This is a genomic window from Kluyvera genomosp. 3 (genome assembly GCF_011765685.1).
Lineage (GTDB): Bacteria > Pseudomonadota > Gammaproteobacteria > Enterobacterales > Enterobacteriaceae > Kluyvera > Kluyvera georgiana_A.
The window spans coordinates 4,808,004-4,828,404 of the sequence record NZ_CP050321.1 but is presented as its reverse complement, the minus strand read 5'-3'; the positions used below and the strand labels follow the sequence as shown (position 1 = coordinate 4,828,404).

The 20,401-nt window shown below is 55.7% G+C and carries 18 protein-coding genes and 1 pseudogene; 12 read left to right on the top strand and 7 right to left on the bottom strand.

The genetic code is table 11. From position 1 onward, the window contains the following. Positions 1-82 precede the first annotated feature (82 nt). Together ysgD and corA are read left to right on the top strand one after the other, a co-directional pair. Positions 83-139 carry a YsgD/CorL family protein gene (gene ysgD, locus GY169_RS23680; protein ID WP_368301982.1) on the top strand — a complete coding sequence of 19 codons (57 nt, stop codon included), beginning with the start codon at positions 83-85 and terminating at the stop codon, positions 137-139. Positions 140-291: 152 nt separating this feature from the next. Beyond that, positions 292-1,242, top strand: a complete 951-nt coding sequence (corA, locus tag GY169_RS22490; RefSeq protein ID WP_064546451.1) for a magnesium/cobalt transporter CorA — start codon at positions 292-294, stop codon at positions 1,240-1,242. Positions 1,243-1,284: 42 nt separating this feature from the next. Here the strand turns inward: corA and rarD are convergent, their stop codons facing one another. Both rarD and yigI read right to left on the bottom strand, forming a co-directional pair. Further along, positions 1,285-2,178, bottom strand: a complete 894-nt coding sequence (gene rarD / locus GY169_RS22485) for an EamA family transporter RarD (RefSeq protein WP_163448176.1) — start codon at positions 2,176-2,178, stop codon at positions 1,285-1,287. A gap of 50 nt (positions 2,179-2,228) precedes the next feature. Next, positions 2,229-2,696, bottom strand: coding sequence for an acyl-CoA thioesterase YigI (gene yigI / locus GY169_RS22480; protein ID WP_106929870.1), 468 nt, complete (start codon positions 2,694-2,696; stop codon positions 2,229-2,231). Between the two features lie 161 nt (positions 2,697-2,857). Here yigI and pldA point away from each other — a divergent pair, with 161 nt between their 5' ends. The 3 genes from pldA to rhtC all read left to right on the top strand — a co-directional run bounded on the left by pldA (position 2,858) and on the right by rhtC (position 6,377). Further along, positions 2,858-3,724, top strand: a complete 867-nt coding sequence (pldA, locus tag GY169_RS22475) for a phospholipase A (protein ID WP_163448177.1) — start codon at positions 2,858-2,860, stop codon at positions 3,722-3,724. A 118-nt stretch (positions 3,725-3,842) separates the two neighbouring features. Next, positions 3,843-5,672, top strand: coding sequence for an ATP-dependent DNA helicase RecQ (gene recQ, locus GY169_RS22470; protein WP_163448178.1), 1,830 nt, complete (start codon positions 3,843-3,845; stop codon positions 5,670-5,672). Between the two features lie 81 nt (positions 5,673-5,753). Beyond that, positions 5,754-6,377: a threonine export protein RhtC gene (gene rhtC, locus GY169_RS22465; protein WP_167577156.1), complete on the top strand. Its 624-nt coding sequence runs from the start codon at positions 5,754-5,756 to the stop codon at positions 6,375-6,377. 47 nt (positions 6,378-6,424) lie between these two features. Here rhtC and GY169_RS22460 read toward each other — a convergent pair. Together GY169_RS22460 and rhtB are read right to left on the bottom strand one after the other, a co-directional pair. Next, positions 6,425-7,309, bottom strand: a pseudogene (locus GY169_RS22460) (Rpn family recombination-promoting nuclease/putative transposase). Between the two features lie 154 nt (positions 7,310-7,463). Continuing rightward, positions 7,464-8,084 (bottom strand): homoserine/homoserine lactone efflux protein, encoded by a 621-nt coding sequence (rhtB, locus tag GY169_RS22455; RefSeq protein WP_064546461.1) that lies wholly within the window; start codon positions 8,082-8,084, stop codon positions 7,464-7,466. A gap of 109 nt (positions 8,085-8,193) precedes the next feature. Between rhtB and pldB the strand changes: the two genes are divergently transcribed. From pldB to GY169_RS22440, 3 genes are all read left to right on the top strand, one after another. Further along, positions 8,194-9,186 carry a lysophospholipase L2 gene (gene pldB / locus GY169_RS22450; protein ID WP_167577155.1) on the top strand — a complete coding sequence of 331 codons (993 nt, stop codon included), beginning with the start codon at positions 8,194-8,196 and terminating at the stop codon, positions 9,184-9,186. 41 nt (positions 9,187-9,227) lie between these two features. Further along, complete coding sequence (yigL, locus tag GY169_RS22445; protein ID WP_163448182.1) at positions 9,228-10,028, top strand: sugar/pyridoxal phosphate phosphatase YigL; 801 nt, start codon at positions 9,228-9,230, stop codon at positions 10,026-10,028. Positions 10,029-10,113: 85 nt separating this feature from the next. Next, positions 10,114-11,013 (top strand): carboxylate/amino acid/amine transporter, encoded by a 900-nt coding sequence (locus GY169_RS22440; protein WP_163448183.1) that lies wholly within the window; start codon positions 10,114-10,116, stop codon positions 11,011-11,013. Here the strand turns inward: GY169_RS22440 and metR are convergent. Next, entirely contained in the window at positions 10,901-11,854 is a 954-nt protein-coding gene (metR, locus tag GY169_RS22435) for an HTH-type transcriptional regulator MetR (protein WP_163448184.1), read from the bottom strand. The two genes, GY169_RS22440 and metR, sit on opposite strands and share 113 nt — an antisense overlap. 117 nt (positions 11,855-11,971) lie before the next feature. Here metR and metE point away from each other — a divergent pair, with 117 nt between their 5' ends. Beyond that, positions 11,972-14,233 (top strand): 5-methyltetrahydropteroyltriglutamate--homocysteine S-methyltransferase, encoded by a 2,262-nt coding sequence (metE, locus tag GY169_RS22430; RefSeq protein ID WP_167577364.1) that lies wholly within the window; start codon positions 11,972-11,974, stop codon positions 14,231-14,233. A 50-nt stretch (positions 14,234-14,283) separates the two neighbouring features. Here the strand turns inward: metE and GY169_RS22425 are convergent, their stop codons facing one another. Then, entirely contained in the window at positions 14,284-15,747 is a 1,464-nt protein-coding gene (locus tag GY169_RS22425; RefSeq protein ID WP_167577154.1) for a glycoside hydrolase family 1 protein, read from the bottom strand. Between the two features lie 433 nt (positions 15,748-16,180). Further along, positions 16,181-16,993, bottom strand: coding sequence for a dienelactone hydrolase family protein (locus tag GY169_RS22420; RefSeq protein WP_163448186.1), 813 nt, complete (start codon positions 16,991-16,993; stop codon positions 16,181-16,183). Positions 16,994-17,230: 237 nt separating this feature from the next. On the opposite strand from GY169_RS22420, the gene udp reads away from it, so the two are divergent. The 3 genes from udp to ubiE all read left to right on the top strand — a co-directional run bounded on the left by udp (position 17,231) and on the right by ubiE (position 20,398). Next, complete coding sequence (gene udp / locus GY169_RS22415; protein ID WP_064546475.1) at positions 17,231-17,992, top strand: uridine phosphorylase; 762 nt, start codon at positions 17,231-17,233, stop codon at positions 17,990-17,992. 140 nt (positions 17,993-18,132) lie between these two features. Continuing rightward, the gene (rmuC, locus tag GY169_RS22410; protein ID WP_167577153.1) at positions 18,133-19,542 is read left to right on the top strand and encodes a DNA recombination protein RmuC; all 1,410 of its coding nucleotides are present in this window, start codon (positions 18,133-18,135) and stop codon (positions 19,540-19,542) included. A 100-nt stretch (positions 19,543-19,642) separates the two neighbouring features. Beyond that, positions 19,643-20,398, top strand: a complete 756-nt coding sequence (gene ubiE / locus GY169_RS22405) for a bifunctional demethylmenaquinone methyltransferase/2-methoxy-6-polyprenyl-1,4-benzoquinol methylase UbiE (protein ID WP_064546477.1) — start codon at positions 19,643-19,645, stop codon at positions 20,396-20,398. The last annotated feature ends 3 nt before the right edge of the window (positions 20,399-20,401 follow it).

The window sequence follows — 20,401 nt, the reverse complement described above, 5'->3', positions numbered from 1 at the left end:
CTGGTTAGCGTTTCGTTGCGTGTTGACGCCGTTTTTTTGCTGGCGTAACATGCGCGCACGATTACGCTAAGAGGACAAAGCCTTGGACACACCCAGTAGATGCTGGCTCACCTTCCTGTCATTCAGGAACAACTCCTAAGGCTATCCTCATATGCTGATAGCCTTAGCGGTTGTCAGCGACCCGTATTTTATCCCGTCGCATTGAGTCAGGCTGTTTAATGGTCTGAAACCCCTGTAGTTTCTGTGTGCCCACCGGCTGTCCGATAATTTTTTGCATTGGGAGTCCCGGTCATGCTGAGCGCATTTCAACTGGAAAATAATCGTTTAACGCGTCTGGAAGCGGACGAAATCGAACACCTCGCCAGCTCGGTGTGGGTCGATTTAGTCGAGCCGGATGACGACGAACGAAACCGTGTGCAAAAGGATTTGGGCCAGAACCTGGCCACGCGCCCCGAACTGGAAGACATCGAAGCATCCGCACGTTTTTTTGAAGACGAAGACGGCCTGCATATTCACTCCTTCTTCTTTTACGAAGATGCGGACGATCACGCCGGTAACTCCACCGTTGCTTTCACCATCCGCGAAGGGCGACTGTTTACCCTGCGCGAGCGCGAGCTGCCGGCGTTCCGCCTGTATCGTATGCGCGCACGTAACCAGGCGATGGTCGATGGTAACGCCTACGAGCTGTTGCTGGACCTGTTCGAAACCAAAATCGAACAGCTGGCGGATGAAATTGAAAACATCTACAGCGACCTGGAAAAGCTGAGCCGCGTGATTATGGAAGGTCACCAGGGTGACGAGTATGACGAAGCGCTGTCCACGCTGGCCGAGCTGGAAGATATCGGCTGGAAGGTTCGTTTGTGTCTGATGGATACCCAGCGCGCACTGAACTTCCTCGTGCGCAAGGCGCGTTTACCGGCCAGCCAGCTGGAGCAAGCGCGCGAAATCCTGCGAGATATCGAATCCCTGTTGCCACACAACGAATCGCTATTCCAGAAGGTTAACTTCCTGATGCAAGCGGCGATGGGCTTTATCAACATCGAGCAGAACCGCATCATCAAGATCTTCTCGGTGGTATCCGTGGTGTTCCTGCCGCCAACGCTGGTGGCTTCGAGCTATGGGATGAACTTTGAGTTTATGCCGGAGTTGAAGTGGAGCTTTGGCTACCCAGGGGCAATTATCTTTATGATTCTGGCAGGGCTTGCGCCGTATCTGTACTTTAAGCGCAAGAACTGGCTGTAATGGTTGTGCCGGAGAAGGCGTCGCCGCCCTCCGGCCACTTCTTTAACCTCGACGACCGCGTCTCTGCGTATAAATCGCATCCATCACGAAAATCGCCAGCGCCACCCAGATAAAGGCAAAGGTCACCATCTTATCCGCTCCCGGTACCTCACCGTAGAACATCACCGCCAGCAGGAACATCAGCGTTGGACCGATGTACTGGAAAAAGCCCAGCGTGGAAAGGCGCAGACGTGTAGCCGCACCGGTAAAGCACAGCAACGGAATGGTGGTCACCACGCCGGCGGCAATCAGCAGCAGATTCAACGACCACGGGTTGTTACCCATGTGGCTGGTGGCGCTGTCGGCGATGCCGAACAGATAAATGGCCGCCACCGGCAGCAGCCAGAGCGTTTCGAACAGCATCCCGGTTTGCGCATCGACGGCAATTTTCTTACGTACCAGGCCGTAGAAGGCGAAACTGAACGCCAGGCCCAGCGCGATAATCGGCAGCGAGCCGAAGGTCCACAACTGTACCAGCACGCCACAGATAGCCAGAATCACCGCCAGCCACTGCATGCGGCGGAAGCGCTCGCCGAGGAAAATCATTCCCAGCAGAATATTCACCAGCGGGTTAATGAAATAACCTAGGCTGGCTTCCAGCATGTGGTGGTTGTTCACCGACCAGATAAACAGCAGCCAGTTACCGCCGATCAGCACCGCCGACAGCGCCAGCAGAAAGACCTTTTTCGGGGTTTTCAGCAGTGTGCGCACCTGCGGCCATTGGCGACTGATGCTAATCAAGGCCACCATAAAGAAAAACGACCAGATGACGCGGTGGGTCAGGATCTCATCGGCAGGGACGTAGTAAATCAGCTTGAAGTAGGCTGGAGCGATGCCCCAGATGAAATAGGCGGCAAGAGCGAGAAGTACGCCCTGACGCGTTTGTTTGGGATCCATGTGAAACATCCATTACGAAAAAGTCATGTAATGTTACGCGATTCTGGCGGTTATCCCACCATATAAGTCGCCGTCGCGCTGGCAATATGCGTTTTCTCTTCGTTATGTAGCTCAACGCGCGCCACAGCAACCTTGTTCCCGGCGCGCAGCAGCGTACTGCTGGCGGTAAAGCGTGTGCCGCGACCTGGACGCAGATAGTCGACGCGCAGATCGATGGTGCCCATTTTCGACAGCCTCTGGCGCAGCTCGTCTTCATTAATGGTGTCGTGGCGCGTCAACGTGCTGCCTACGCACACCAGCCCGGCGGCCACGTCCAGCGCTGAGGCGATCACACCACCGTGCAGAATGCTTTGCGCCCAGTTTCCTACCATCATCGGTTGATTGTTAAAGCTCAGCTGCGCAAAGGCTTTTTCGTAGACTTCCAGCTCCAGATTCAGCGCGCGGTTAAACGGCATATGGTAGACAAAGATTTCCCCAACCAGCTTGAGCGCGTCGGCGGCGGTGAGTTCGGCAGACATAATGACCTTACTTTTGCTTGTTAATAAAATGTTGATTTTATGCCGAATGAATGTTGATTTCTACTTTCGGAAAGGTTTGATGAGCAAGAACAACGTAAAAAGGTAGAATGAATGTCATTTTGTTATTCATTGTTTTTATATATCTCAGGGGAAAGTGACTGATGCGATTCTCAAGGAGTGGGTTACTGGCGTTGCTGCTGCCTGCCTCGGCGCTGGCGCAGGAAGCGACGATTAAGGAAGTACATGATGTGCCGGCGGTGCGTGGCAGTATTATTGCCAACCTGCTGCAGGAGCATGACAATCCGTTCACGCTCTACCCTTATGAAAGCAACTATCTGCTGTATACCTGGACCAGCGACCTCAATAAAGAGGCGATTCGCTCCTACGACTGGGCTGAGAACGCGCGTAAGGACGAGGTGAAGTTTCAGCTGAGCCTGGCTTTCCCGCTGTGGCGCGGCATCCTGGGAGATAATTCGGTGTTGGCGGCGTCCTACACGCAGCGCTCCTGGTGGCAGCTTTCTAACAGCGGCGAATCTGCACCGTTCCGCGAAACCAACTACGAGCCGCAGATGTTCCTCGGCTTTGCCACAGACTATCGCTTTGCCGGCTGGACGTTGCGCGACGTAGAGTTCGGTTTTAACCATGATTCGAATGGTCGATCCGACCCGACTTCGCGCAGTTGGAATCGCCTGTATACGCGACTGATGGCGCAAAACGGCAACTGGTTGGTGGAAGTCAAACCCTGGTATGTGATCGGCGAAACCGACGATAATCCGGACATCACCAAATATATGGGATACTACCGGCTGAAAATTGGTTATCAGCTGGGTGATGCGGTGCTGAGCGCGCAAGGCCAGTACAACTGGAACACCGGCTACGGCGGCGCGGAACTGGGCGTCAGCTACCCCATCAGTAAACATGTGCGCGTCTATACTCAGGTCTACAGCGGCTACGGTGAATCGCTTATTGATTACAACTTCAACCAAACCCGCGTTGGGGTGGGTGTGATGCTTAACGACCTGTTTTAACAGGGTATCCGACGGTTTGTTGCGAGCATGACCGAAGGATTTCGTCTAAAACATTGCAGTTTGGCACGCAGGCGCTGAAAATAGCGCCTGTTTTTATTTTCAGGTAAATGGGGTCAACGTGGCACAGGCGGAAGTTATCAATCAGGAATCGCTGGCTAAACAGGTTTTGCAGGAGACCTTTGGCTATCAGCAATTCCGCCCGGGCCAGGAGACCATCATCGATACCGTGCTCAGCGGACGCGACTGCCTGGTCGTGATGCCGACTGGCGGCGGAAAATCCCTTTGTTATCAGATTCCTGCGCTGGTAATGGACGGCCTGACGGTGGTGGTTTCACCGCTGATCTCGCTGATGAAAGACCAGGTCGATCAGCTGCTGGCAAACGGCGTGGCGGCGGCGTGCATTAACTCCACGCAGACTCGTGAACAGCAGCAAGAGGTGATGGCTGGCTGCCGCACCGGGCAGATTCGCCTGCTCTATATCGCTCCCGAACGCCTGATGCTGGATAACTTCCTTGAACATCTGGCGCACTGGAACCCGGTGATGCTAGCGGTCGATGAAGCGCACTGTATTTCGCAGTGGGGACACGACTTCCGTCCGGAATACGCCGCCCTGGGACACCTGCGCCAGCGCTTCCCGGCGCTGCCATTTATGGCGCTGACTGCCACCGCCGACGACACCACCCGCAGCGATATCGTGCGTCTGCTGGGGCTTAACGATCCCCTGATTCAAATCAGTAGCTTTGACCGGCCTAACATTCGCTACATGCTGATGGAGAAGTTTAAGCCGCTCGACCAACTGATGCGCTATGTGCAGGAGCAGCGCGGTAAATCCGGCATTATCTACTGTAATAGCCGCTCGAAGGTGGAGGACACCGCCGCGCGTCTGCAAAGCCGGGGAATTAGCGCCGGAGCCTATCATGCCGGGCTGGAAAATGACGTGCGCGCTGACGTGCAGGAGAAATTCCAGCGCGATGATCTGCAAATCGTGGTCGCGACCGTCGCGTTTGGTATGGGCATCAACAAGCCTAACGTGCGCTTTGTGGTGCACTTTGATATTCCTCGCAACATCGAATCCTACTATCAGGAGACTGGCCGCGCCGGGCGTGATGGTCTGCCTGCGGAGGCGATGCTGTTTTACGATCCGGCGGATATGGCATGGCTGCGCCGCTGTCTGGAAGAAAAGCCAGAAGGCATGCTGCAGGATATCGAGCGGCATAAGCTTAATGCGATGGGGGCCTTTGCCGAAGCGCAAACCTGCCGTCGCCTGGTGCTGCTGAATTACTTCGGCGAAGGGCGTCAGGAGCCGTGCGGCAACTGCGATATCTGCCTCGATCCGCCAAAGCAGTACGACGGCGTGCAGGATGCGCAGATTGCGCTGTCGACCATTGGCCGGGTGAACCAGCGCTTTGGCATGGGCTACGTGGTGGAGGTGATTCGCGGCGCGAACAGTCAGCGTATCCGCGAGTTCGGCCACGATAAGCTGAAGGTTTACGGGATGGGGCGTGATAAAAGCCATGAGCATTGGGTTAGCGTCATTCGCCAGCTGATCCACTTAGGCTTTGTCACGCAAAATATCGCCCAACACTCAGCTCTCCAGCTCACGGATGCCGCGCGCCCGGTGCTGCGCGGTGAAGCGCCGCTGCAGCTTGCCGTGCCGCGTATTGTGGCGCTGAAGCCGCGCGTGATGCAGAAAGCGGCGGTCGGCAACTATGACAAGCAGCTGTTCGCCAAGCTGCGCAAGCTGCGTAAAGCCATTGCCGATGAAGAAAATATCCCACCGTACGTTGTCTTTAACGATGCGACCTTGATTGAAATGGCCGAGCAGATGCCGGTTTCGCCGAGCGATATGCTCAGCGTCAACGGCGTGGGAACGCGTAAGCTTGAGCGTTTTGGCCGCGAGTTCCTGGCGCTGATTCGCGCTCACGTTGATGGTGACGATGAAGAGTAGTCAGTTGACGGAAAAAGTGTCAGGATAGTCACTCACTGTACTATTTTCCGCGAATTTATCGTCCCGTTGGGTAGGTCTATCATGATAACGCTATTTCTTACCGTGGCGCTGGTGCACATCATTGCGTTGATGAGCCCTGGTCCAGACTTCTTTTTTGTCTCGCAGACTGCTGTCAGCCGCTCGCGTAAAGAGGCGATGATGGGCGTGCTGGGGATTACCTGCGGCGTTATGGTCTGGGCGGGCGTGGCGCTGCTTGGCCTGCATTTAATTATCGAGAAGATGGCGTGGCTGCATACCATTATCATGGTCGGGGGCGGCCTGTATCTGTGCTGGATGGGCTACCAGATGCTGCGCGGGGCGTTGAAGAAAGAGAAAGTATCGACGAAATCCGAACCGCAGGTTGAACTGGCGCAGGGTGGACGCAGCTTTATGAAGGGGCTGCTGACCAACCTGGCGAATCCGAAAGCGATTATCTACTTTGGCTCGGTGTTCTCACTGTTCGTCGGCGACAGCGTCGGTGCCGGGGCTCGCTGGGGCATTTTCCTGTTAATTATCCTGGAAACGCTGGCGTGGTTCACCGTGGTTGCCAGCCTGTTTGCGCTGCCGGCGATGCGTCGCGGCTATCAGCGCGCGGCGAAGTGGATTGACGGCGTGGCAGGGACATTGTTTGCCGGGTTTGGCATTCATTTGATTATTTCGCGCTAACCATGTTGGCCCACTCGACGACGTGTTTCCGGGTGGGCTGCATTATTTCAGCGCTTGAGCTGCTGTAGCTCATCCACTGAAAGGCCGGTGATTTCCATGATTACACGATGTTCAAACCCTCGCGCCAGCATGGCTTTTGCTACATCCTGCATTGCGCTGTGTTTTCCTTCCTTTCGTCCAATCAGCTTCAACTCTTCTGCCATGGTCATGAATTTATCTCCATGCTCCGGCACGCGCTGTGCCAGCCCATACAATAGTTTCTGAACGTTTCGAGCTTGTCCCGCCCGCACCATGTAGTTTACCAGGACGATTATTTGTTGTCCGCTTAACAGTCCTGATACGAACAAACTGGCGAGTTTGTCCTCCAACTGCGCCATGTCCCGGAGACGGATGTGCTTTTGGACTAGCGTAAGCGCGGCCATACTGCGATGTTGCATAATTTCTTCGTCAGGAATGGTGGTGATATCGACGAGTGGAAAAGCATGGCTGTAAAGCTGGCGCGCCGCATTCGGATCGTGAAATTCATCCAGCCAGTTCAGTGTCCAGGGATAGGGGCTGCGCTTGCCGTGATAGAACAGAATAGGGATGACCAACGGTAGTTTCTTATGACCTGCATTGAGATGCTGCTGCATCGCCGCTACGGCGTAGCGTAGCAAGCGAAAAGCCATATGTTTGTCCGGCGAGCTCTGGTGCTCGATAAGAACATGGATATAGCCGCGCCCGGTTGTGGTTTACAGGGAATAGATAATATCGTTGAAGTAAGGACGCAGGTCGTCTTCAATAAAACTCCCTGACTCTAAGCGCAGCGTCTCCAGTTTGCACAGTTTTATCAGCGCTGGCGGTAGGTGAATTTCGATAAAATCCCGCGCGGTTTCCACGCGGGAAAGAAACATTTTGAAGACCGCATCATGCGGTGAGGCAGCTTCCGCCATCGTTCGTCATCCTTGAATGAGAAGGTCTGGCGGCATTCTGGCACTGACGCGTCCGCGCCAATAGCGGAGATCTAAAACCGTTTTCGGCTATGCGTGCGGCCTCGTGCCAATTTGTCGGCTGGCAACGTTGATGACAAAAAACTGCGAGCGGCTTTCACGCATGCCTTGCCGATGCCAGCAGCGCGCCAACCAGCATAAACAGCGAACCGAACACCTTATTCAGCGCCTTCATTTGTTTCGGCCCTTTAATCCATGCCGAAATGCGCTGCGCCAGCGTGGCGTAGCCGATCATCACAATGATGTCGACCACGATGGTGGTGACCCCAAGGACGAGGTACTGCATCACCTGCGGCTGGTGCGGCACGATAAACTGGGGGAACAGCGCAGCCAGGAACACAATGCTCTTTGGGTTGGTCAGGTTAACGAACACCGCGCGCTGGAACAGCTTGCCGCGCGATTGCGTTTTGGCCAGCGTTTTCAGGTCAATAGAGCCTGCCGCGCGCCACTGCTGGATACCCAGCCAGATAAGATATGCCGCGCCCGCCCATTTCAGTACTTCAAAGGCCAGCACCGAGCGGGAGAACAGGGTGCCCAGACCGATACCTACCAACACGATATGGATAGCCAACCCGGCCTGCAACCCGGCAATTGATGCCGCTGCGCCACGGTAGCCGTGGTTGATGGAGGTGGTCATCGTATTGATCGCCCCTGAGCCCGGTGAGAGGCTAAGAATTATGGATGTTAGCAGGTAGGCGAACCACCATTCGAAGGTCATGAGAAACTCCCTGATTGTCTGTTTTTATGCCACAATACGCTATTGTCCAGACGTTGTGTGAGACGTCACGAAAAAACAATTTTCAGCGGTTAACAGGGGTGGAAGCCCGATGTTTCAACAGCAAAAGGATTGGAATACAAGAGAAAACGCGTTTGCTGCGTTTACCACCGGCCCGTTGATGGACTTCTGGCGTGGACGGGAAGAGGCGGAGTTTGTCGGCGTCGATCGCGTTCCGGTACGATTCGTACGTTTCAGCCTGCCCGCGCATGACCGGGTTATCGTGGTTTGCCCGGGGCGAATTGAAAGCTACGTGAAGTATGCTGAACTGGCATACGATCTTTTCCACAGCGGTTTTGATGTCCTGATTATCGACCACCGCGGCCAGGGGCGTTCCGGGCGTATGTTGTCCGACACCCATCGTGGCCACGTGGCGAAATTCAGCGACTACGTCGACGATCTTGCCGCCTTCTGGCAGCAAGAGATTGTGCAGGGGCGTTGGCGTCAGCGGTTTATTCTCGCCCATTCCATGGGAGGGGCGATTGCGACGCAGTTTTTACAGCGCAATCCGCAGGGCTGTGATGCTCTCGCGCTTTGTGCGCCGATGTTCGGTATTATCATGCGTCTGCCAGAATGGGTTGTGCGGCCGCTTCTCGATTGGGCTGAGGGCCATCAGCGTCTTCGTGAAGGGTATGCAATGGGAACAGGCCGATGGCACGCGCTGCCGTTTAGCCTTAACGTATTGACCCATAGCCGCGAACGTTATCGTCGCAACGTGCGTTTTTACGCCGATGAACCCCGGCTGCGTGTGGGCGGGCCGACGTACCACTGGGTCAGAGAAGGCATTCTGGCAGGAGAACAGATCCTTGCCGACGCCGCAAACGACGCGTTTCCTGTGCTGCTGATTCAGGCAGAAGAAGAACGCGTGGTGGATAACCGCATGCACGATCGTTACTGCGCCCTTCGCGCGGAGGCGGGCCACCCTTGTGAGGGCGGTAAACCGCTGGTCATCGAAGGCGCCTATCATGAGATCCTTTTTGAAAAGGACGCTATGCGCTCAGTAGCACTCAATGCCATCGTCGATTTTTTTGGTCGACACCCTTAATTCGGCGCCAGCGCCGCACTTTTTAGAGGTTAAATTCGAATATGTACCAGGTAGTCGCATCTGATTTAGATGGCACCTTACTCTCTCCTGACCACCACTTAACGCCGTACGCTAAAGAGACCTTGAAGCTACTGACCGAGCGTGGCCTGAACTTCGTGTTCGCTACTGGCCGTCACTACATTGACGTCGGCCAGATTCGCGATAATCTGGGGATCAAATCCTACATGATTACCTCCAACGGCGCGCGCGTGCACGATGCCGACGGCAAGCAGGTCTTCGCTCACAACCTCGATCGCGATATCGCGGCCGATCTCTTCGGCATCGTCAATGCCAACCCGGATATCGTGACTAATGTCTATCGTGACGACGAATGGTTTATGAACCGCCACCGCCCCGAAGAGATGCGTTTCTTCAAAGAAGCGGTATTCAACTACACCCTGTATGAACCGGGTCTGCTGGAACCGGAAGGCGTCAGCAAGGTGTTCTTCACCTGCAACGACCACGAAACGCTGCTGCCGCTGGAGCAGGCGATCAACGCCCGTTGGGGCGATCGCGTAAACGTGAGCTTCTCGACGCTGACCTGTCTGGAAGTGATGGCGGGAGGCGTGTCGAAAGGTCACGCGCTGGAAGCGGTGGCGAAGGCGATGGGCTATACGCTGAAAGACTGTATCGCCTTTGGCGATGGCATGAATGATGCCGAAATGCTGTCGATGGCGGGTAAAGGCTGCATCATGGCCGGCGCGCACCAGCGTCTGAAGGATCTGCATCCGGACCTCGAAGTGATCGGGTCAAACGCCGATGATGCGGTACCGCACTACCTGCGCGATATGTACCTGCGATAAAAATTGACGACTGGCTATTCAGTGGTCAGTTGTCAACCTCCAACTCCGCTACAATGCATGTTCATTTTCCAATCGGACATTCATTGTGGCGCTCCTGATTATTACCACGATTCTGTGGGCCTTTTCGTTCAGCTTTTACGGCGAATACCTTGCCGGGCATGTGGACAGCTATTTTGCGGTGCTGGTGCGCGTGGGCCTGGCAGCGCTGGTGTTCCTGCCGTTCCTGCGTACGCGCGGACACAGCCTGAAAACCGTCGGGCTATATATGCTGGTGGGGGCGATGCAGCTGGGCATCATGTACATGCTGAGCTTCCATGCCTATCTCTATCTGACGGTCTCCGAGCTGCTGCTGTTTACCGTGCTGACGCCGCTCTATATCACGCTGATTTATGACCTGATGAGTGGACGCCGTCTGCGCTGGAGCTACGCTTTTAGCGCACTGCTGGCGGTGATCGGCGCGGGCATTATTCGTTACGACCACATCACCAGCCACTTCTGGACCGGTCTGATTCTGGTGCAGTTATCGAACATCGTCTTTGCCATCGGTATGGTGGGCTATAAACGCCTGATGGAGACCCGACCGATGCCGCAGCATAACGCCTTTGCCTGGTTTTATCTCGGGGCGTTTCTGGTCGCGGCGGTGGCCTGGATGCTGCTCGGCAACGCGCAGAAAATGCCGCAAACCCTGCCGCAGTGGGGAATTCTGGTATTCCTGGGCGTCGTTGCGTCGGGGATTGGTTACTTTATGTGGAACTACGGCGCCACGCAGGTGGATGCGGGCACCTTAGGGATTATGAACAATATGCATGTGCCTGCGGGGCTGCTGGTTAACCTGGCAATCTGGCACCAACAGCCTCACTGGCCGAGCTTCCTCACAGGTGCGGCTGTGATCCTGGCCTCGCTGTGGGTGCATCGGCACTGGGTCGCTCCGCGTTCTTCACAAACGGCAGATGATCGCAAGCGTGGTTCCGCGCTGAACGAATAAACGCATCCATCACCGGCTGACGCTGCTCGCCATCGCGCACGGCGGCGTACAGTCGGCTCCATAGACCTTCGCCCAGGGTTTTGGTCACCACCAGACCCTGGCGCTCAAAACTCTCCACCACCCAGTGCGGCAGGGCGGCAATGCCCATCCGCGCGGCCACCATCTGAATCAGCAGTAACGTGTTATCCACGCTTTTCAGCTGTGGGCTAATACCGGCTGGCTGGAGGAAATGACGCCAGATATCCAGACGCTGACGCTGTACCGGATAAATCAACAGCGTTTCTGCCGCCAAATCTTCTGGCGTAATGCGTGCTTTGGCCGCTAATGGGTGATCCGGCGCCAGAATCAGGCGCACTTCATAATCAAACATCGGTGAATAGTGCAGACCGCTACGCGGCAGGATGTCGGAGGTCAGCACGATATCCAGTTCGCTTTGTTGTAGCGCCGGCTGTGGGTCGAAGGTGACGCCGGACTTAAAGTCCATCTCCACCTGTGGCCACTGCTTATGGAAGTTTTCCAGCGCGGGCGTCAGCCATTGAATACAGCTATGGCACTCAATGGCGATGCGCAGCGTTGCCTGCTGCGGTTCATTACAGGCCTGAAGCGCCTGGGTAATTTGTGGCAACACCTGATTGGCCAGTTGCAGCAGAATCTCGCCCTGCGGCGTAAAGCGCAGTGGCTGGCTCTTGCGGACAAAAAGTCGAAAGCCGAGGCGCTGCTCCAGATCGCTGAACTGGTGGGAGAGGGCGGATTGCGTCTGATGCAACGTCGCCGCTGCTGCTGCGAGCGACCCGCAGCTCCGCAACGCCTGGAGCGTTTTCAGATGTTTAATTTCAATCATGAAAGTCCTTCACTTCGGCATGAACAATTTGCGCTTGAGGATTATACAGTACATTCACATTATGGATGTGTAAACATCTGGACGGCTAAAACACAAAAAATCCATGAGAGGCATATGATGACTATCCTGAACCACACCCTCGGTTTTCCTCGCGTTGGCCTGCGTCGCGAGCTAAAAAAAGCGCAAGAAAGCTACTGGGCGGGTAACGCCTCCCGTGAAGAACTGCTGGCTGTAGGCCGCGGGCTGCGTGCCCGCCACTGGGATCAGCAGAAGCAGGCGGGCGTTGACCTGCTGCCGGTGGGCGATTTCGCCTGGTATGATCACGTGCTAACCACCAGCCTGCTGCTCGGCAACGTTCCGGCTCGTCATCAAAATAAAGATGGCTCTGTCGATATCGATACCTTATTCCGCATTGGCCGTGGCCGCGCACCCACGGGTGAACCCGCGGCGGCGGCAGAAATGACCAAATGGTTTAACACCAACTATCACTACATGGTGCCGGAGTTCACCAAAGGTCAGCAGTTCAAACTGACCTGGACCCAACTGCTGGATGAAGTGGACGAAGCGCTGGCGCTCGGTCACAAGATCAAGCCTGTGCTGCTGGGGCCGGTCACTTATCTGTGGCTGGGGAAAGTGAAGGGTGAACAGTTTGACCGCCTGAGCCTGTTGAACGATATTCTGCCGGTTTACCAGCAGGTGCTGGCTGAGTTGGCGAAACGCGGTATTGAGTGGGTGCAGATTGATGAACCTGCGCTGGTACTGGAGCTGCCGCAAGCGTGGCTGGATGCTTTTAAACCGGCTTATGACGCCCTGCAAGGCCAGGTGAAGCTGCTACTGACCACCTACTTCGAAGGTGTAACGCCAAACCTGGATACCATTACCGCGCTGCCGGTGCAGGGGCTGCACGTTGACTTCGTGCACGGCAAAGATGATGTCACCGAGCTGCATAAACGTCTGCCTGCCGACTGGCTGCTGTCAGCGGGTCTGGTAAACGGTCGCAACGTCTGGCGTGCCGATCTCAGCGAAAAATATGCGCAAATTAAAGATATCGTCGGCAAACGTGACCTGTGGGTGGCTTCCTCCTGCTCTCTGCTGCACAGCCCAATCGATCTCAGCGTGGAAACCCGCCTTGATGCAGAAGTGAAGAGCTGGTTTGCCTTCGCGCTGCAAAAATGTGGCGAGCTGGCGCTGCTGCGCGATGCGTTGAACAGCGGCGATACGGCGGCAATTGTGGAATGGAGCGCACCGATCCAGGCGCGTCGTCACTCTACCCGCGTACATAACGCCGCAGTGGAAAAACGTCTGGCGGCGATCACCGCCCAGGACAGCCAGCGCGCCAACGCTTACCCGGTTCGTGCTGAAGCACAGCGTACCCGTTTTAATCTGCCGGCATGGCCGACCACGACTATCGGCTCATTCCCGCAAACCACCGAAATTCGTGGTCTACGTCTGGACTTCAAAAAGGGCAACCTGGATGCCGGTAACTACCGCACCGGTATCGCAGAACATATCAAACAAGCGATCGTTGAACAGGAACGTTTGGGGCTCGATGTGCTGGTGCACGGTGAAGCCGAGCGTAACGATATGGTCGAGTACTTTGGCGAACACCTGGACGGGTTTGTCTTTACCCAGAACGGCTGGGTGCAGAGCTACGGTTCTCGCTGCGTGAAGCCGCCGGTGGTGATTGGCGATGTCAGCCGCCCGGAAGCAATTACTGTTGAGTGGGCGAAGTACGCGCAGTCACTGACCGACAAACCGGTAAAAGGCATGCTGACCGGTCCGGTGACCATTCTCTGCTGGTCCTTCCCGCGCGAAGACGTGACGCGTGAAACCATCGCGAAGCAGATTGCGCTGGCGCTGCGTGATGAAGTGGCGGATCTGGAAGCTGCGGGCATCGGTATTATTCAGATTGACGAACCGGCGCTGCGCGAAGGTCTGCCGCTACGTCGCAGTGATTGGGCGGCGTATCTGGCGTGGGGCGTGGAAGCCTTCCGCATTAACGCGGCGGTGGCGAAGGATGAAACCCAGATCCACACCCACATGTGTTACTGCGAGTTCAACGACATCATGGATTCCATTGCCGCGCTGGACGCGGACGTGATCACCATTGAGACCTCTCGCTCTGATATGGAACTGCTGGAATCGTTTGAAGAGTTCGACTATCCGAACGAAATCGGGCCAGGCGTCTACGACATTCACTCGCCGAACGTCCCGAGCGTGGAGTGGATTGAAGCCCTGCTGAAGAAAGCCGAGCAGCGTATTCCCGCTGAGCGTCTGTGGGTGAACCCGGACTGCGGCCTGAAAACCCGCGGCTGGCCGGAAACCCGCGCCGCGTTGGCGAACATGGTCAAAGCGGCGCAGAATCTGCGTCAGGCGTAAGTCACGGCGGGCAGGCGTTATGCCTGCCCGTCCATCAACCGGCAGGTCGCTTATCTCATGTCAGCGCCATTGCTGGCAATCACTCTCTGATACCACCAGAAAGAGTCTTTGCGCAGACGCTGGAGAGATCCGTTGCCTTCGTCGTCCTGATCAACATAGATAAAACCGTAACGTTTTGACATCTGCGACGTGCCAGCGCTGATGATATCGATACAGCCCCAGGTGGTGAATCCCATCACCTCCACCCCTTCATGAATGGCGGCCAACGTTTGCTCAAAGTGGGCGCGGAAATAGTCGATGCGGTAATCATCGTGAATTTTACCGTCCACCACCACGTCTTTCGCGCCCAGGCCATTTTCAACGATAAATAGCGGCTTCTGGTAGCGGTCATACAGCTCAAGCAGCGAAATTTTCAGGCCAAGGGGGTCAATCTGCCAGCCCCATTCCGAGGCGGGCAGGTAGGGATTTTTCACACCCAGCACAGTGTTGCCGGGAATACGTTCAGCATCGGGCTGCGTTGATTCGGTCATCGACATATAGTAGCTAAAAGAGACGAAATCGACGGTATGCTGTTTTAAAATGTGGCGATCTTCATCATGCATGACAATCTCAATGCCGCGACGTTCAAGATCGTGCAGGATCAGCGGTGGATATTCGCCAAACACCTGTACGTCGGCATAGAAGTAATTTTCGAGATTCTTCTTCAGCGTCGTCTCGACATCCTCCGGACGGCAGCTGTGCGGATAGGTGGTGAGCTTGGTCAGCATGCAGCCGACCTGGCTGCCGGGAATGATAGCGTGGCAGTCGCGGGTGACCAGCGCGGACGCGACAAACTGGTGATGTAGCGCCTGGTAGATATCCTGTTTTGCCTTGCCCGGTGCGCTTTTCTCTTCGCGGATCCCGGCGGTAGTAAACGGGTGGCGATGAATACTGTCGATTTCGTTAAACGTCAGCCAGTAGCGCACCAGATCTTTATAGCGCTCGAAGCACACTTTACTGAAACGTACGAAGGCATCCACGACGTTTCGGTGCACCCAACCGTTATACTTTTCACTGAGCGCCAGCGGCATTTCATAGTGCGAAAGCGTAACCAGCGGCTCGATGTGATGGCGGCGCAGCTCACGGAACAGGTCTTCATAAAATTGCAGCCCCGCCTCGTTCGGCTCGGCGTCTTCGCCGGTGGGGAAGATGCGCGACCAGGCGATGGAGACGCGCAGAACCTTAAAGCCCATTTCGGCGAACAGCGCGATATCCTCTTTATAGTGATGATAAAAATCAATGCCGCGACGTTTCGGATACAACGCATCGTTTCGGCCCAATAGCGCATCCTGTACGTTTTCATCCGTCAGCGCGGCGTGGCCGGCATAGTCCTTCAACGACAGGTTGGGTTTCCAGGAGATGGCATCGGCGACCGATGGCCCTTTACCCGCCACGTTCCATGCCCCTTCGGCCTGATTTGCGGCGATCGCGCCGCCCCATAAAAACCCCTGCGGAAACGAGAGAGATTTTGCCATTACACGGACTCCTTAAGCGTCATAATAATCTGCGGGTTGGAATGTTTTTCGTCGTGGCCGTAATGCGACAGTGTGAAGCGTCCGCTGTTGGTTACCACCATCACAAATATGTGGGTCACCGTCCCGCTCGCAGGCCCCTGTGAAGGAGATGATTTTGCGAGAGAAAACATCGTCGTTAACTTTTTCAGGGGAATAATTTGCCCTTCAACGGGGCGAATAAACGTGAGCGGAGCCGCTTTTTTGGCAGTCTTGCCGCGCCGCCCACCAGGGCAATGATATCCAGTGCCGTCTGTACAGGGGTGATGTCGGGTCCCTGCCAGCAGAGCAAAAAAGACCTGAAGCTGAACGTCTCTCGAAAGAGAAGATCGGCTTCAGGTCTTGCCTATGGAGCATCGTGATACGCCTGTGCTTACCACGCTGAACGGCGAGCGGCTTAACCCTTTTTACCGTTGTACTGCGCGAACCACGCTAGCATGCGCTGCCAGCCATCTTTGGCTGACTCTTCATGATAGCTGGGACGGTAATCGGCGTTAAATGCGTGCCCGGCCTCGGGATAAACCACGATTTCCGCTTTCGCGTTCGCTGCACGTAGCGCATGGCGCATGGTTTCCACGGTATCAAGCGGAATGCCGGTATCTTCGCCGCCGTACAGACCGAGCACCGGGGCGCTGAGATCAACCGCCACGTCGACCGGGTGTTTAGGGCTGTTCAGCGATTTATCGCCCACCAGTCGGCCATACCAGGCGACGGCGGCCTTAAGCTGCGGGTTATGCGCGGCGTACAGCCACGCAATGCGCCCGCCCCAGCAGAAGCCGGTAATTGCCAGTCGGTTAGCGTCGCCGCCGTTGCGGGCCGCCCAGCTGGCGACATGATCGAGGTCAGCCAGCACCTGCGCGTCGGGCACTTTGCTGACCAGACCGCTGAACAGCGACGGAATGTCGTCATAATCGTTCGGATCGCCCTGGCGGAAATAGAGCTCCGGCGCAACGGCCAGATACCCCTCCAGAGCCAGACGTCGGCAGATATCACGGATGTGTTCGTGGACGCCAAAAATCTCCTGCACTACGATGATTACCGGAAGCGGCGCATCGCTGTGTTTTGGTCGAGCGTGGTAGGCGGGCAGCAGATCGCCTTGTGACGGAATGGAGGTTTCTCCCGCCGTAATCGCCTCTTCGGGCGTATGAACGATGGTCGAGGCATGAGGTGAAGCCGCAGGGGCAAATCCAGGTTGTTTGTTGGTTGTCATGGCATTCTCCGTACCCTTTTAATGAACGCATAGCCGAATTACAGTGCCTTAATGCGGCGCATTTTTGTGCAGCAGGAATTAACAATAACTTGTTAATGTGATGTGAATCACTAATTGCGTGGAATTTAATGTAATATTTTTAATTCTTAGTGATGGCAATCACGAAAAAGAGTTGTGGTCTTCTATAAAGTACATTTTTGCTTCTTCTGACAAAACTGAACCACAGAGGAGTTCTTTATGTCCAAGTCTGATGTTTTTCATCTCGGTCTCACTAAAAATGACTTACAAGGGGCCACGTTAGCGATTGTCCCTGGTGACCCGGAGCGTGTGGAAAAGATCGCCGCGCTGATGGAAAAGCCGGTCAAACTGGCATCTCATCGTGAATTTACCTCCTGGCGTGCCGAACTCGACGGCAAGCCGGTGATCGTGTGCTCTACCGGTATCGGTGGCCCATCAACGTCTATCGCCGTGGAAGAGCTGGCGCAACTGGGTATCCGTACCTTCCTGCGCGTGGGCACCACCGGGGCGATTCAGCCGAACATCAACGTCGGTGACGTGCTGGTGACGACCGCTTCCGTCCGTCTGGACGGCGCGAGCCTGCACTTTGCGCCGATGGAATACCCGGCCGTTGCTGATTTCGCTTGTACCACCGCGCTGGTTGAAGCGGCGAAATCTGTGGGGGCAACCACCCACGTGGGCGTAACCGCCTCTTCCGACACCTTCTACCCGGGGCAGGAACGTTACGACACCTTCTCTGGCCGCGTGGTGAAAGCCTTCAAAGGCTCCATGGAAGAGTGGCAGTCTATGGGTGTAATGAACTACGAAATGGAATCGGCCACGCTGCTGACCATGTGTTCCAGCCAGGGTCTGCGTGCGGGGATGGTTGCCGGCGTTATCGTTAACCGTACCCAGCAGGAAATTCCAAACGCAGAGACCATGAAGCAGACCGAAAGCCACGCGGTGAAAATCGTGGTGGAAGCGGCGCGCCGCCTGCTGTAATTTCCCCTCCCTTTGCGAAAGGCCGACTTGTTCGGCCTTTTTCTTTTTGCGTAGACGCTCGCAGGAAACTGCTTTAAAACTGGACGTTTATACAGCACAATTCTATTTTTTGCAGATAACCGGTTTATGCAGGGGGCATTGTGGATATTGCCGTGGTGATTTATGCGCTGGTGGCGCTGGCGGGGATCGCGATTGGCTGGCTGGCGGCGAGCTATCGCGTGGCGCAGCAGCGCGCGGAGCAGTTAGCGGAAGAGCGTGATGTGTACGGTGAGCTGAGCGCGGCGAAACAGCAGATTGCCCAGAATGCCCACTGGCGTGAAGAGTGTGAGTTGCTCAATAACGAGCTGCGTAACCTGCGGGAAATCAACTCGTCGCTGGAGGTCGATCTCCGGGAAGTCACCACGCTGCTGGAAACCACCCGCCAGCACGGCGATGAAAAATATCGCCTGATGCTCAACAGCGAGCAGCGCCTGAGCGAACAGTTTGAAAACCTCGCCAACCGCATTTTTGAACAGAGCAACCGCCGCGTTGATGAACAGAACCGGCAGAGCCTGCACGGCCTGCTTACGCCCCTGCGCGAGCAGCTCGACGGTTTTCGCCGCCAGGTGCAGGAGAGTTTTGGCCAGGAGGCGAAAGAGCGCCATACGTTGGCCTATGAAATTCGTAGTCTGCAAGAGATGAGCGGTAGGATGATGCAGGAAGCGGTCAACCTGACCCGAGCGCTGAAGGGTGACAACAAAACCCAGGGCAACTGGGGCGAAGTGGTGCTGACCCGCGTGCTGGAGGCTTCCGGCCTGCGGGAAGGGCACGAATACGAAACCCAGGTGAGCATCAATACCGATGCCAATTCGCGCATGCAGCCTGATGTGATCGTCCGTCTGCCGCATCGCAAAGACGTGGTGGTCGACGCCAAAATGACGCTGGTGGCCTACGAGCGCTACTTTAACGCTGATGATGACTACACCCGCGAAGCCGCGTTGCAGGAACACATTGCCGCGGTGCGTAACCATATTCGCCTGCTGGGGCGCAAAGACTACCAGCAGTTACCGGGCCTGCGTTCGCTGGACTACGTGCTGATGTTTATCCCCGTTGAGCCGGCTTTCCTGTTGGCGCTTGACCGCCAGCCAGAGCTAATCAGCGAAGCACTGAAAAACAATATTATGCTGGTGAGCCCCACTACGCTGCTGGTGGCGCTGCGTACCATCGCTAACCTGTGGCGCTATGAACATCAGAGCCGCAATGCGCAACATATTGCTGAACGTGCCAGCCGCTTATATGACAAAATGCGCCTTTTCGTGGACGACATGTCGGCCATCGGCCAGAGCCTCGATAAAGCCCAGGATAACTACCGTCAGGCGATGAAAAAACTGACCAGCGGGCGCGGCAACCTGCTGACGCAGGCTGAAGCCTTCCGCCACCTTGGCGTAGAGGTGAAGCGCGAGATTAATCCGGATTTGGTTGAGCAAGCGACGGCGCAAGACGATGATTTTCGTCTGCGTGACGACACCGACATGAATGATGACAATCCGTTAGCGGCAGAACGCCGTTAATCCGGCGTCGGAACGGATTTCGTAACGGGGTGGAATCGTAGGGCAATTGCGCCCAATCTGTTACACTCCATGAACATTTTCTTGATAAGCAGGCATAGAGATGGTTGAGGATTCACAAGAAACGACGCACTTTGGCTTTCAGACAATCGCCAAATCACAGAAAGAAGACATGGTGGCGCATGTATTCCATTCTGTCGCCGCAAAATACGATGTAATGAACGATCTGATGTCATTCGGGATTCATCGTCTATGGAAGCGTTTTACCATTGATTGCAGCGGCGTGCGCCGTGGACAGACGGTTCTCGATCTGGCGGGCGGCACCGGCGACCTGACGGCGAAATTCTCGCGCATGGTGGGTGAAACCGGCCGTGTGGTGCTGGCGGACATCAACGACTCCATGCTGAAAATGGGGCGTGAGAAGCTGCGCAATATCGGCGTGGTCGGCAACGTGGAATACGTGCAGGCCAACGCGGAAGCGCTGCCGTTCCCGGATAACACCTTTGACCTGATCACCATCTCTTTCGGTCTGCGTAACGTCACCGACAAAGACAAAGCGCTGCGTTCCATGTACCGCGTGCTGAAGCCGGGCGGACGCCTGCTGGTGCTCGAATTCTCCAAGCCGGTTTTCGACCCGCTGAGCAAAGCCTACGACGCCTATTCATTCCACATTCTGCCGCGTATTGGCGAAGCGGTGGCTAATGATGCCGACAGCTATCGCTATCTGGCGGAATCTATCCGTATGCATCCGGATCAGGACACGCTGAAAGAGATGATGCAGAACGCCGGGCTGGAAAACGTTGATTACTACAACCTGACGGCAGGGATTGTCGCGCTGCACCGTGGCTATAAATTCTGATAA